The sequence below is a fragment of the Variovorax sp. PBL-E5 genome, from assembly GCF_901827185.1.
Classification (GTDB): Bacteria; Pseudomonadota; Gammaproteobacteria; order Burkholderiales; family Burkholderiaceae_C; genus Variovorax.
Genome location: NZ_LR594671.1, coordinates 3,518,821 through 3,532,124, shown reverse-complemented (window position 1 = coordinate 3,532,124; position 13,304 = coordinate 3,518,821). Strand labels below are relative to the sequence as shown.

The 13,304-nt window shown below is 64.4% G+C and carries 12 protein-coding genes; 10 read left to right on the top strand and 2 right to left on the bottom strand.

Going from position 1 to position 13,304, the window contains the following annotated elements; genetic code table 11:
• Positions 1–4 precede the first annotated feature (4 nt).
• The 5 genes from WDLP6_RS17165 (at position 5) to WDLP6_RS17145 (ending at position 5,143) form a co-directional block, all read left to right on the top strand.
• Positions 5–748 carry a FadR/GntR family transcriptional regulator gene (locus WDLP6_RS17165; RefSeq protein ID WP_162593321.1) on the top strand — a complete coding sequence of 248 codons (744 nt, stop codon included), beginning with the start codon at positions 5–7 and terminating at the stop codon, positions 746–748.
• Between the two features lie 84 nt (positions 749–832).
• Complete coding sequence (locus WDLP6_RS17160) at positions 833–2,212, top strand: ABC transporter substrate-binding protein (RefSeq protein WP_162593320.1); 1,380 nt, start codon at positions 833–835, stop codon at positions 2,210–2,212.
• Positions 2,213–2,335: 123 nt separating this feature from the next.
• A complete protein-coding gene (locus WDLP6_RS17155) occupies positions 2,336–3,202 on the top strand; it encodes a carbohydrate ABC transporter permease (RefSeq protein WP_162593319.1) in 867 nt (288 codons plus the stop codon).
• Positions 3,199–4,050 (top strand): carbohydrate ABC transporter permease, encoded by an 852-nt coding sequence (locus tag WDLP6_RS17150; RefSeq protein WP_162568309.1) that lies wholly within the window; start codon positions 3,199–3,201, stop codon positions 4,048–4,050. The genes WDLP6_RS17155 and WDLP6_RS17150 overlap by 4 nt, the downstream gene beginning before the upstream one ends.
• A 22-nt stretch (positions 4,051–4,072) precedes the next feature.
• Complete coding sequence (locus WDLP6_RS17145; RefSeq protein ID WP_162593318.1) at positions 4,073–5,143, top strand: ABC transporter ATP-binding protein; 1,071 nt, start codon at positions 4,073–4,075, stop codon at positions 5,141–5,143.
• Between the two features lie 73 nt (positions 5,144–5,216).
• Here the strand turns inward: WDLP6_RS17145 and WDLP6_RS17140 are convergent, their stop codons facing one another.
• Complete coding sequence (locus WDLP6_RS17140; RefSeq protein ID WP_162593317.1) at positions 5,217–7,052, bottom strand: DEAD/DEAH box helicase; 1,836 nt, start codon at positions 7,050–7,052, stop codon at positions 5,217–5,219.
• A 283-nt stretch (positions 7,053–7,335) separates the two neighbouring features.
• Here WDLP6_RS17140 and ettA point away from each other — a divergent pair, with 283 nt between their 5' ends.
• From ettA to WDLP6_RS17120, 4 genes are all read left to right on the top strand, one after another.
• The gene (gene ettA / locus WDLP6_RS17135) at positions 7,336–8,997 is read left to right on the top strand and encodes an energy-dependent translational throttle protein EttA (RefSeq protein WP_162593316.1); all 1,662 of its coding nucleotides are present in this window, start codon (positions 7,336–7,338) and stop codon (positions 8,995–8,997) included.
• Positions 8,998–9,198: 201 nt separating this feature from the next.
• Positions 9,199–9,567 (top strand): hypothetical protein, encoded by a 369-nt coding sequence (locus WDLP6_RS17130; protein ID WP_162593315.1) that lies wholly within the window; start codon positions 9,199–9,201, stop codon positions 9,565–9,567.
• Between the two features lie 96 nt (positions 9,568–9,663).
• A complete protein-coding gene (locus WDLP6_RS17125; RefSeq protein ID WP_162593314.1) occupies positions 9,664–9,969 on the top strand; it encodes a hypothetical protein in 306 nt (101 codons plus the stop codon).
• Positions 9,970–9,985: 16 nt separating this feature from the next.
• Positions 9,986–10,768 carry a hypothetical protein gene (locus WDLP6_RS17120; protein WP_162593313.1) on the top strand — a complete coding sequence of 261 codons (783 nt, stop codon included), beginning with the start codon at positions 9,986–9,988 and terminating at the stop codon, positions 10,766–10,768.
• Here WDLP6_RS17120 and WDLP6_RS17115 read toward each other — a convergent pair.
• The gene (locus WDLP6_RS17115; protein ID WP_162593312.1) at positions 10,752–12,155 is read right to left on the bottom strand and encodes a TAXI family TRAP transporter solute-binding subunit; all 1,404 of its coding nucleotides are present in this window, start codon (positions 12,153–12,155) and stop codon (positions 10,752–10,754) included. The two genes, WDLP6_RS17120 and WDLP6_RS17115, sit on opposite strands and share 17 nt — an antisense overlap.
• Before the next feature lie 115 nt (positions 12,156–12,270).
• Between WDLP6_RS17115 and WDLP6_RS17110 the strand changes: the two genes are divergently transcribed.
• On the top strand, positions 12,271–13,053 hold the full coding sequence (locus WDLP6_RS17110; RefSeq protein ID WP_162593311.1) for a helix-turn-helix transcriptional regulator: 783 nt from the start codon (positions 12,271–12,273) through the stop codon (positions 13,051–13,053).
• Positions 13,054–13,304 lie beyond the last annotated feature (251 nt).

Genomic DNA, 13,304 nt, shown 5'->3' with positions numbered 1-13,304 from the left:
GACCATGACCAAGAACACCCACGGCCGCACACTCGACCTGCTCGGTGAGGCGATCGTCTCGCGGCGCTACGCCATCGGCGCGCCGATGCCGGCCGAGCCGCTCCTGTGCGAGGAGTTCGGTGTCAGCCGCACCGTGGTGCGCGAAGCCGTGAAGTCGCTGGTGGCCAAGGGCCTGATCTTCACCGGGCCCAAGGTCGGCACCCGCGTGCTGCCCGAAGACCAATGGAACTGGTTCGATCCCGACGTCATCACCTGGCAGGCCCGCGCCGGCCTCACGCCCGAGTTCCTGCGCGACCTGCAGGATCTGCGCCGCGTGGTCGAGCCGGCGGCCGTGCGGCTGGCGGCAGAGCGCGCATCGCCGGCCGACATCGAGGAGATCGAGACCGCCTTCGCCGGCATGAAGCACGCGGTCGAGTTCGGCGGGGACTACGTGACCTTCGACCTGCGCTTCCACCACGGCCTGCTGCGCGCCGCCGGCAACCGCATGCTGGCGCAGATGAGCAAGGCGCTGCATGCGCTGTTGCGCACCAGCTTCGAGATCTCCACCATCAAGAAGGACGGCCCGGCGATGTCGCTGCCGATGCACCGTGCCGTGCTCGACGCCGTCATCGCGCACAACCCGGCGCGTGCCGAGCGCGCCATCATCAAGCTCATCGAGGGCGCGAACGCGGACATCGAGGAAGTGCTCGGTTCGCGCCGGCGCCTGCCGCGCCTCGGCCGTCCGCCGCCGCGCCTCAAGGCCGCCTGAACCTACGCCGGGCCGGCTGCACGCTTTGCTTTTCCCACCCCGCTCGCGCAACGAGCATTTCATCGAAAAAGAGGAGACAACAGCATGAAACTCAAGGCATTCGTGGTCCCGGTCCTGATGGCGCTCGGCCTCGCCGTCGCGGGCCACGCGGCGGCGCAGGAAACGCTCACCGTCTGGTGGGTCAAGGGCTTCTACAAGGCGGAGGACGACGCGCTGTTCGCCGCCATCAAGAAGTTCGAGGACAAGCACAAGGGCGTCAAGGTCGAACTGTCGCAGTATCCGGTGCAGGACATGATTCCCAAGACGGTGTCCGCGCTCGATTCGGGCAGCCCGCCCGACGTCGCGTACGCCGACGTCTACGACTTCCAGGTCACCGGCAAGTGGGCCTTCGACGGCAAGCTGGAAGACTTGAGCAGCGTGATCGCGCCGATGCAGTCGCGCTTCGCGCCCAACACGGTCGAGACCACCTTCCTCTACAACGACAAGACCAAGTCGAAGGCCTATTACGCCTTCCCGATCAAGCAGCAGACGATGCACATCGAATACTGGATCGACATGCTGGCCGATGCGGGCTTCAAGGAGTCGGACATCCCGACCAACTGGAAGGACTACTGGTCCTTCTGGTGCGAGAAGGTGCAGCCGGCCAGCCGCCAGAAGACCGGCAAGCGCACCTTCGGCATCGGCATGCCGATGGGCGTGGATTCGAGCGACTCGTTCTATTCGTTCCTGACCTTCATGGATGCGTACAACGTGAAGCTGGTGAACGACAGCGGCAAGCTGCTGGTCGACGATCCGTCGGTGCGCACCGGTCTGATCAATGCGATGACGGACTACACCAAGCCCTACCTGACGGGCTGCACGCCGCCGTCGTCCACCAGCTGGAAGGACCCGGACAACAATGTCGCCTTCCACAACAAGACGACCGTGATGACGCACAACGCGACCATCTCGCTGCCGGCCAAGTGGCTCGACGACATGAACAACACCACGCTCACCGCCGAGCAGCGTGAGGAAGCCAAGAAGAACTACACCGAGCGCATCCGCACCGCGGGCTTTCCGAACAAGCCCGACGGCAGCAAGATGGTCTACCGCACGGCGGTGAAGACGGGCGTGGTGTTCAAGGACGCGAAGAACAAGGCGCGCGCCAAGGAGTTCGTGAGCTTCCTGCTGCAGGAAGAGAACCTGACGCCGTATGTCGAAGGCTCGCTGGGCCGCTGGTTCCCGGTGACGAAGGCCGGGCAGGCGCGGCCGTTCTGGCAGGCCGATTCGCACCGCAGGTCGGTGTTCAACCAGTACGCGGCCGGCACGGTGACCTTCGAATTCACCAGGAACTACAAGTTCACCATCCTCAACAACGAGAACGTGTGGGCCAAGGCGATGAACCGCATCGTCAGCGACAAGGTGCCGGTGGACAAGGCGGTCGACGAGATGATCGCGCGCATCAAGACCGTAGCGGGGACCTAGCTCCCCCCAGGCTACGCGCACTTCGTGTCGCTTCGCCAACCCCCTACCGGGGGCAACACCTGCGGCCCGGCATAGCCGGTTCCGCGGTGTTTTTGAATTGAATTGCTGAGGGAAGGAGACTGCATGAGCAGCATTGCAAGCACCGTAGTCACCAGCACGCTGCCGCTTCCGCGCAGCGATCGCTGGCAGCGCTGGGGGCGGCTGATGGTCGTGCCTTATCTCGTCATCTTCCTGGTGTTCGTGCTTTATCCGGTGTGCTACGGGCTCTGGCTGGCGCGGCATCCGCAGAGCTATGTGCATCTGGTGCAGGATCCGATCTTCTTTCGATCGGTGATCAACACGATCCTGTTCCTGGTGGTCGCGATCAATCTCAAGATGCTGGTGGCGCTGGTGCTGTCGGGCTTCTTCGTGGAGTCGCGGTGGTGGATCAAGATTCTTTCGGGGATCTTCATCCTTCCGTGGGCACTGCCGTCGATCCCGACGATTCTTTCCGTGCGCTTCATGCTCAATCCCGAGTGGGGCGTGATCAACACCGCGATCTTCGATCTGACCGGGCTCGACGGACCGAACTGGCTCAACGATCCGACGCTCGCGCTCGGCTTCGCGATGCTGATGCACATCTGGAAGTCACTGCCCTTCTGGACGCTGATCCTGGTCGCGGGGCGGCTGGCGATCCCGACCGAGCAGTACGAGGCCGCATCGGTCGACGGCGCGAGTTCGTGGCAGAAGTTCCGCTTCATCAGCTGGCCGGCGCTGCGCACGCTCTACGTCACTTCGCTGATCCTCTCGATGATCTGGACGCTGGGCGATTTCAACAGCGTCTATCTGCTCACTGGCGGTGGTCCCGCCGACCTCACGCATGTGCTCGCCACGCTGGGCATCCGCTATCTGCGACTTGACCAGGTCGACTTGTCGATGGCATCGATCGTGGTCGCGATGCCGCTTGTCCTGCCGCTGGTGTACTTCATGATGAAGAGGCTGTCGAAATGAAGCGCTGGACCCTCAAATCCGCCGGCACCGAAGCCAAGCTGCTGTTGATCGGCATCCCGGTGCTGATCTGGACGATCATCCCGGTCTACCACATGCTGATGTTCGCGATCTCGCCGCGGGGCACGGCGACGACGGGTCATCTGTGGCCGAAGTCGCCGACGCTGGACAACTTCCGCACGGTCTTCTATCAGAAGCATTTCTATCTCGACCACTTCTGGGTGCAGCTCGGCAACTCGGTGGCGATCGCACTCGCGGTCGGTGCGATCACGCTGTTCGTGGCGACCACGGCGGCCTTCGCGATCAGCCGGCTGCGCGTGCGCGGCGGCCGCACGGTGATGAACCTGGCGCTGTTCACCTACTTCATCCCGGCCGCGTTCCTGGCCGTGCCGATGTACAAGACCATGGGCAACTACGGGCTGCTCAACAGCCAGTGGTCGCTGATCCTCGCGATGGTCACGATCGCATCGCCGTACTGCATCTGGGTGCTGAAGCAGGCCTCGGACAAGCTGCCCTACGAACTCGACGAGGCCGCGCGCATGGACGGCGCCTCGCCGCTGCAGCTGTTCCGGCTGGTCTACCTGCCGCTGATGGTGCCGTCGCTGGTCGCGGTCGGCACCTATGCGCTGCTGCTGGCATGGAACGAATACCTCTACGCCTTCCTGCTGCTGTCGAACGACACCAGCGTGACGTTGGCGGTGGCGCTCGGCAATTTCCTCGCGGCTGACGATTCGCCTTGGGAACTGCTGATGGCGACGGGGTTGATCTATGCGTTGCCTCCCGCGGCGATTTACTACGCATTCAAGCGCTACATGGTCGGCGGCATCACTGCCGGTGCGGTCAAGAGCTGAAGACTCGAAGGGAACAGGGAACATGGCATCCGTCACTTTTCAGAACGTGCAGAAGTCCTATGGCAAGACGCAGATCATCGAGCGGCTCGGCTTCGAGATCGCCGATGGCGAGTTCGTGGTGCTGGTCGGTCCGTCGGGCTGCGGCAAGTCGACGCTGCTGCGCATGCTGGCCGGGCTGGAGGACATCACCGGCGGCGAGATCCGGATCGACGGCCGCGTGGTGAACGAGCTCGAATCGAAGGACCGCGACATCGCGATGGTGTTCCAGAGCTACGCGCTCTATCCGCACATGACGGTCGGCGAGAACATGGGCTTCAGCCTGCGGTTGCGCAATGCCGAGAAATCAGTCACCGAGCAGCGCGTGGCGGATGCGGCGAAGATCCTCAACCTCGACCAGCTGCTCGGTCGCTACCCGCGCGAGCTCTCGGGCGGACAGCGCCAGCGCGTGGCGATGGGGCGCGCGATCGTGCGCGATCCCAAGGTCTTCCTGTTCGACGAGCCCTTGTCCAATCTCGATGCCAAGCTGCGCGTCGCGATGCGCGCCGAGATCAAGGCGCTGCACCAGCGGCTCAAGACCACCACCGTGTATGTGACGCACGATCAGATCGAGGCGATGACGATGGCCGACCGCATCGTGGTGATGCACGACGGCGCGGTCGAGCAGATCGGCACGCCGCTCGAGCTCTATGACCGGCCCGACAACCTGTTCGTCGCCCAGTTCATCGGTTCGCCGGCGATGAACGTGCTGGAAGGCGTCGCGCGGCGTGTCGAAGGGCGCTGGCGTGTCGAGGCACAGGGCGCGCTATGGCCGGCGCCGGCCGGCACCACGGCGACGGACGGCCAGCCGGTGCACTACGGCGTGCGTCCCGGCGACATCACGTTGGCGGATGCGGTCCATGGCGTGCCGGCCAGGGTCATCGTGGTCGAGCCGACCGGTGCGGAGACCGAACTGCTTGTCGAGGTCGGGCAGGCCAAGCTCACGCTGGCCGTGCATGGGCGGGTCGATGCCAAGCCCGACCAGACGGTGGGCCTGGTGATCGACAGCGAATGCGTGCATCTGTTCGACCGGCAGAGCGGCAAGCGCATGGCCTGAACGCAGCCTGCACGTTGCGGCCGGAAAGCAAAAGGGCGCCGAAGCGCCCTTGTGTTGCAGGAAGGTCGCGTGCTCAGCGACCGAAGGAGCGACCACCGCCGCCGCCACCGCCGCCGCCGTAACCACCACCGCCGCCACCGCCGTAGCCGCCACCCGAGCGTCCGCCGCCCGAACGGCCGCCACCGCCGGAGCGATTGCCGCCGTAGCCGCCACCACCGCCGCCGCCACGGCGACCCCGGCCAGCGCCCAGGCTGTCGACACTGGTGCGCAACGGATCCGGCTGGCCTTCGCCACCCGCGATCGCTTCGGCGCGCAGATGCGCAACGGCATCGGCTTGCGTCGGGCTGTGGGTGTTACCGTGATGGCGTGGCTGGCGTTCTTCGTGCGGCAGATGGTTCTGCGCATGGTGATGGGGCTGCGCGTGATGCGGCGTGCGCGCCGGTCCCTGCGGGCCGCGTGCCGGCGCCTGGCTGCGCGGCGCCTGGCCACGCGGGCCTTGACCGCCACCGCCGGCGTTGCGGCCGGCCGGTGCACCCTGGCCCTGGCCATTGCCGCCGCCGCGGCGTTGACCGCCGCCGCTGCCATTGCCACCGCCGCCGCCGCCGGAGCGTTCGCCCTGGCCAGCCTTGTTGTCGCGCATGCGCTGCAGCATCTCGGTGCGTGCAGCCTTGGCCGCGGCCTGCATGACTTCGCGGCTCGGCGGACGGCCGGCGCCGCCCCAGATGGTCTGGCGGCCCATCGCGATGGGCTCGGCGCGTTCGCCTTCCTCGGGGCCGAAGCCTTCGACGACCTTGACCGGGATGTCCTGCTTGGTGAAGCGCTCGATCTCCTGCATGAAGCCTTCCTCGTCGAGGCAGACCAGGCTCACGGCCTCGCCGCTCGCGCCCGCGCGGCCGGTGCGGCCGATGCGGTGAACGTAGTCTTCGCTGACGTTCGGGATCTCGTAGTTGACGACGTGCGGCAGTTCGTCGATGTCGATGCCGCGCGCCGCGATGTCGGTGGCGACCAGCGCGCGGATATCGCCGCTCTTGAAGCCGGCCAGCGCCTGGGTGCGCGCGCTCTGGCTCTTGTTGCCGTGCAGCGCCATCGCCTCGATGCCGTTCTTGGTGAGGAATTCGGCCACGCTGTTGGCACCGAACTTGGTGCGGGTGAACACCAACACCTGGCTCCAGTCGTGCTCGTTGATGATGTGCGCGAGCAGCGCCTTCTTCTTGCCGCGGCCGACCGGGTGGATCACCTGGCTGATGCGCTGCACGGTGGTGTTGCGCGGCGTGACCTGGATGCTCTGCGGGTTCTTCAGCAGCGTGGCGGCGAGGTCGCGGATCTCGTCGCTGAAGGTGGCGGAGAACAGCAGGCTCTGCTTTTCCTTCGGCACCAGCGCGAGGATCTTCTTCACGTCGTGGATGAAGCCCATGTCGAGCATGCGGTCGGCCTCGTCGAGCACCAGCATCTGCACCTGCGAGAGGTCGAGCATGCCTTGCTGCTGCAGGTCGAGCAGGCGGCCGGGCGTGGCGACCAGGATGTCGATGCCGCTCTTGAGCTTGCTGATCTGCGGGTTCATGCCGACGCCGCCGAAGATGACGGTGGAGCTCAGCTGCAGGTACTTGCCATAGGTGCGGATCGATTCCTCGACCTGCGCTGCGAGTTCGCGCGTGGGGGTGAGCACGAGGGCCCGGATGCCGGTGCCGCCGAACTTGTTGGTGGCGCTGCGGGCCATGCTGAGCTTGTGCAGCATCGGCAGCGTGAAGGCCGCCGTCTTGCCGGTGCCGGTCTGGGCGCCGCCGAGCAGGTCGTGCCCGTCGAGCACTGCGGGAATGGCCTGGGCCTGAATGGGGGTGGGAGTTTCGTAGCCTTGCTCGTGCACGGCTTTCAAGATGGCCGGAGCCAGCTTCAGTTCATCAAAGTTCATTGAGTTCAATAAGCGCCTTACACGGCGCGGTGGTATCGGCCCGCCCAGGCGTCATGTGGACGTCGGGCCAGTAAGGGCAGATGAAGGTCAGGAGTGGGAGCCCGAGAGCCTGTCTTCTTTTGGGAGGATCGGCCTTCTTTGTCCCCGGCGGAGAGCCGGCGTTGCGGGCAACTGGACCCGGCAACAGGCGCTATTGTCGCATGAGTCGATAATCGGTGGTTTGCCGCGCCTGTTCGGGGCGCTCGCGCAACCCCTCCACCTTCTTCTGAATGCAAGCAATCTGATGGCCCAGTACGTCTACACCATGAACAAGGTCAGCAAGACCGTGCCCCCCAAGCGGCAGATCTTGAAGGACATTTCGCTGTCGTTTTTCCCCGGTGCCAAGATCGGCGTGCTCGGCCTGAACGGCTCGGGCAAGTCGTCGCTGCTCAAGATCATGGCGGGCATCGACAAGGAAATCGAAGGCGAGGCGCTGCCGATGCCCGGTCTCACCATCGGCTACCTCGAACAGGAGCCCAAGCTCAACCCGGATCACACCGTGCGCCAGTCGGTGGAAGAGGCGATGGGCGCCGTCTATGCGGCCAAGGCGCGCCTCGAGGAGGTGTACGTGGCCTACGGCGCCGAGGATGCCGACTTCGACGCGCTCGCGGCCGAACAGGCCGAGCTCGAAGCCATCATCGCGACCGCCGGCACCGACTCCGAGCACCAGCTCGAGATCGCGGCCGACGCGCTGCGCCTGCCGCCCTGGGACGCCAACATCGGCGTGCTGTCGGGCGGTGAAAAGCGCCGCGTCGCGCTGTGCCGCCTCTTGCTGAGCAAGCCCGACATGCTGCTGCTCGACGAGCCGACCAACCACCTGGACGCCGAATCGGTGGAGTGGCTCGAAGTCTTCCTGCAGCGCTTTCCGGGCACCGTGGTGGCCATCACCCACGACCGCTACTTCCTCGACAACGCGGCCGAATGGATTCTCGAACTCGACCGCGGCCGCGGCATTCCCTGGAAGGGCAACTACAGCACCTGGCTCGAGCAGAAGGGCGAACGCCTGGCGCAGGAGCAGAAGAGCGAGGAAGCCCACGCCAAGGCCCTGAAGAAGGAACTCGAATGGTCGCGCCAGAACCCGAAGGCGCGCCAGGCCAAGAGCAAATCGCGCCTGGCCCGCTTCGAGGAACTGAGCGACTTCGAATACCAGCGGCGCAACGAGACGCAGGAGATCTTCATCCCCGTGGCGGAGCGGTTGGGCAACCAGGTGTTCGAGTTCAAGAACGTCAGCAAGTCATTTGGCGACCGACTCCTGATCGACAACCTCAGCTTCGAAGTGCCCGCGGGCGCGATCGTCGGCATCATCGGACCGAACGGCGCCGGCAAGTCGACGCTGTTCAAGCTGATCGCCGGCAAGGAAAAGCCGGACAGCGGCGAGGTGGTGGTCGGCCAGACGGTCAAGATGGCTTTCGTCGACCAGAACCGCGACGCGCTCGAGAACGACAAGACGGTGTGGCAGGACATCTCGAACGGCCTCGACATCATCAACGTCGGCAAGTTCCAGATGGCGAGCCGGGCCTATGCAGGTCGCTTCAACTTCAACGGCGCGGACCAGCAGAAGAAGGTGGGCACGCTGTCGGGCGGCGAACGCGGCCGCCTGCATCTGGCCAAGACGTTGATCGCGGGCGGCAATGTGTTGATGCTCGACGAGCCGTCGAACGACCTGGACGTCGAGACGCTGCGCGCGCTCGAAGACGCGCTGCTCGAATTCGCGGGCTCGGTGCTCGTGATCAGCCATGACCGCTGGTTCCTCGACCGCATCGCCACGCACATCCTGGCGGCCGAAGGCGACAGCCAATGGATCTTCTTCAACGGCAACTACCAGGAGTACGAGGCCGACAAGAAGAAGCGGCTGGGCGAAGAGGGCGCGAAGCCGCATCGCATGCGCTTCAAGGCCTTGAAGTAGCAAGGACGGCGGGAGCGTTTCCCGTTGTCCGTACACCGGCTTCGCCGCGGCACGTGTGGCCTGTTCTTTGCGCACCGCATGGCGAAAGTGCTTTGTCAATGACCCGATCGGGTCAATTGCTAGCTCATTTGCATGCACCTGCATTTCCTGATCAAGGCTCCGACCCCAAGTCGGGCGATCCAATGAGGAGTAGGGATGCAAATGAGCAGGCACACCGAGGAAATGCTCTCCGAACGCTACGGAATGTTCCGGCTGCTGTCCGACGAAGAGTTGCTGCTGGTATCTGGAGGCGATGACGGGGGCGGAGACGGCGATAGTTCATGCAGCGCCTCCGCGGCATGTGCCGCGACGGGTGCGGCAGCGGCCGCAGCCGCTGCCGCTGCCTGCAACGCGGCGACAGAAGGAACGACCCCGGCTTCATGCGCTACGCTCGGAAACATCGCTGGACAGATGGCGACCATCGCGTGCAATGCGGTCGTCAACGGAATCTGTGGCGTACTCGGCGACCCGCCTTCCTTGCCGGGAAGCAATCAGATGGGCGATCCAAATCCAGGCGGCGACGGCCCCTGACAATCCTTCGCGCGGCAACAGACCTCCGGGAAGGCTGCATCCCGGCCGGGCGTGCATCTTGGCTTGACGCGCAGAGACACTCGCGAGGATTTGCGCATGGAATCAAAATTGACTTGGCCGCGGCTGATGACTGTATGGCTCGTACTCCTGCTGTCCTCGTTGTTCGCAGGAGCGGTCTTCATCGCATTGGCCTCGGCACTTGGGGCTCTCCTGGGTTTTGGTGAATTCATAGGCGGCGTTTCGACCGATCGGATAAGGCTTTCCGGCGCTGTCATTGGATGGATCGCCGGGCTGGCCGGACACCTGCTCGCATTGCGGTACACGTTGTCGAGGCGCTATCGAAAATTCGATATCGTCTTCCGCGATAAAAAGACACAGACTTCGGTGCATGTCATCCCATAGACTGTGCCGCAGGTTCGTGATCGCGGTCCTTATCCTCGGGGCTGCGAGTGGCTGCGGTCAGCTCGACGTCCACTCTCGCACGGCAGGCGATGGTGTTGCGAGCTTCGATGGACTGATCACGGAGCAATCGGTTCAGCGTTTTTTCGAACAGGTCGGCTCGAGGGATATCACCAAGTTGGTCATCGACTCCGTGGGCGGTGAGCCTATTGCGGCGATCAGACTGGGAACGTGGCTGAACGCCAAGGGAATCACGATTCAGATCGAGAAGCGATGCTTGTCGAGCTGTGCGAACTATGTCTTCATTGGCGCCCGAAAAAAGATCGTCCTCTCGCCGGGTGTGGTTGCCTGGCACGGCGGCGCGGAGCAAAAGAACTTCAGGGAAAGAGATCTGCAGTACGCGATGATCGAGGAGAAGTTGAGGCTCGGGAGCCCTTTGTCGAATCAGGAGAGGGCGCTGAGCGAGGATGCTGCCAAGCTGGCCGACTACCGATATAGCAAGGCCCTGCGCCCGATGCAGAAGAGCTTCTACTTGTCGACCGGTGTCAGCGAATACCTCACGCGCGCTGGCCAGGAGCCGACTTATCTCGGGCATCTGTGGACATACGACCGCCAGGGGCTGGAACTCTTTGGCGTCTGCCATGTAGAGCTGCCGGCGGGATACGGCAGCGAGGCCTATCTGCGCCGGGCCAAGGACGACTTCGGTGTCACGGTCGTCGCTTTGCCGATCGACGATTCCGTCCGCTCCATGCTGGAGGCGCAGACGAGAGAGTCTGGGCAGAGGATCAATTCGTGTCCTTGAGCGCCGCGATGCGGGGGCCCGTTTTGGAAGAGAGCTCGTCAGGATCCGGATTCGTTTGCGAGAAGGCTGCCGCGACGCGCTTGCGGACCGTGTGGATGTTGTTGCGCAAAGCGTAAAGCTCCTCGGCATACGAGAGCGGCACGACGACCCTGTTGACCACGTGGTCCAGGTGGTCGAGTTCCTTGAGCAGCGATGTGCGGTCGCCCTCGTGCGCATCGAGCTTGTGCTCCACGTCGCGCAGCCGCGCATACCAGCGGAACACGCGCCGGCGCACGCGGAACTGGTAGAGCGGCGGCACCACGCGGCTCAGCGGCAGCATCAGGACCAGCAAGCCGCCGAGCACCAGCCACATGCGTTCGATCAGGTTGCTGGCCCAGAAGGGCAGGTAGCGCTGCCAGAAGGGCGGCGTGCCGTTGATGGCCCGATCGCCCTCGGGGCTGACCGGCAGCTCGCTGGTGCGGGTGTTGGGAAAGTCGCGTGCGCGATTGAACCAGCCGGCATCGCCGTGCAGCGTCTGCGCGGCCTGCGCGAACAGCTGGCGCAGCGCGGGATGGGTCTGTTCGCGCGCGAGCAGGGAGGTCGTCGCGGCCAGCAGCGACACGTCGTGCGGCGGCAGGTCGGCCGCCAGATCGACCACGCCGCGCGGCAGCGTCACCGGCTGCAGGAAGGCGAAGCGGCGTGAATAGGCATCGCTCTGGCCGAAATCCATCAGCTGGATGTCGGGCGCACGCAGCAGGCGTTGCACCAGCGGCGACTGCGGCGCCGAGGCGAGCACCACCACGTCGAGCAGGCCGGCCTGCAGCGCTTCGGTGGCCGGCGTCTGTTCGAGGTTGGACAGCTGCAGCGCCTGCGGGTCCATGTGGTTGGCACGGAACATCCGATCCATGATGTCCGGCACGCCGCTGCCGGGCTTGTCGACGTTGACGCGCAGATCCTTGAGCTGCGTGAGCGAGTTCAGCGTTGCGGTCTTGCGATCGATCTTGCGTGCCGCATCGGTGCGATAGAAGAACCAGAGCGGCTCGTAGAACAGGCTGCCGAGCGATGTCAGGCCGGCCTCCTCGTCCTTCACCGGATCGGCGCTGCCGCCGCGCACGAAGGCGACGTCGGCCTTGCCGTCGCGCAGCAGCTGCAGGTTGTCCTGCGAGCCGTCCGTGGGTTTCAGATCCACCTCGATCCCGTTCGCCTTGAGCGCGTTCGCATAGCGCTTGCCGAACTCCGCATAGGCGCTACCCGCTGGCCCGGTCGCGAGCGTCACGCGCTTGGGCGGCTGCGGGTCCAGCCACCAGTAGGCTGCGACCAGCAGCCCGATGGCGATGAACACGATCGGCCCGGCGGAGGCGACCAGGTCGCGGATCGTGAGGAGGAAGAGGCGGATGGATCGGGGCATGGCGTGAGGTGAAAAAACTCGGGTGCTGTCACCGCGGGCGCGGCAGCGGCATTTTCAGTTGCTTTCCGGGCCGGTTCGGTTACAAAGCGCGTGCGAAACGCAAGGGAGTCAAAAAATGAAAACCGAAACGACTGAGGACGTTCTGGCTGGCAGCGTCCGTCACGTTGTCGATGCCGAGTCGCTGAAGACATGGGTGGATGGGCCGCTCCAGGCCGTGCTGCCTCATCGGGCGATGCTGTGCGGTCAGTCGGTCGCCCATTCCGGAGGGTATGCTGCGATCCAGCTATGGAGCTTCGGCGTGCCTTCGACGTATCTGGCAGCGATCGAGTGTGCGGGCGGCAATCTGCGAAGTCCGATCCAGACGCGCCTGATGCGAAGTGGGGAACCTGAATATTTCGCCGTCGACCACGTCGTGCCCGAGATCGACGGTGCCTGGCTCGCCAGCTTCCGAAGCACGGGCTGGCGAAACTTGCTGGGGCTTGCGCACTTCGAAGGCGAAGGTCAGGAACTGCTTTTGACGACCGCGGCGTTTTACGACGTGAAGCCGGTCCCGGAATCGCATCGCCACTTCCTTCAGCGCAAGGTGATGCCGCATGTCCACGCTGCGTTGAGCGGCCTTCGTCGAGGCGCGGCGGAGGCGGCCGATTGGGCTGCTGTTCTGAAGGCACTGACACCTGCGGAGCACGCGATCACTGGCTGGGTGCTGCAAGGCAAGACCAACAAAGAGATCGGCCGGCTGCTCTGCAAGAGTGCCGAGACAGTCAAGCGCCAGTTGGCGCTTCTGATGCGAAGGGTGGGCGTGCGCAATCGAACGGAGCTCGCGCATCTTCTGTCATTGGTTGATGCCGGAGTTAACAAAATATCTACCGTGCGTCAATTTCCCCGATCGGGTCATTGAGTTCTCTTGGAGTGCCATGCCAAACCCGAGAGTGGCTGGGGGTGTGTCTATGCCTGCCCTTGACACAATGGGCAATCCAATCGGCGGACCGTGACGCGATGATTGCTGAATGACTGCGCCAAACGAGGAGGGGAAGTGAAAACAGTTTGCAGCAATTGCTCGAGCAACGACCACTATGTGACGGAAATCAGTGCTGGAGGGGGCGTCTTTCCGAGTTCTCTGCCTCTGGGGATTTCCGAGTGGCTAAAAAA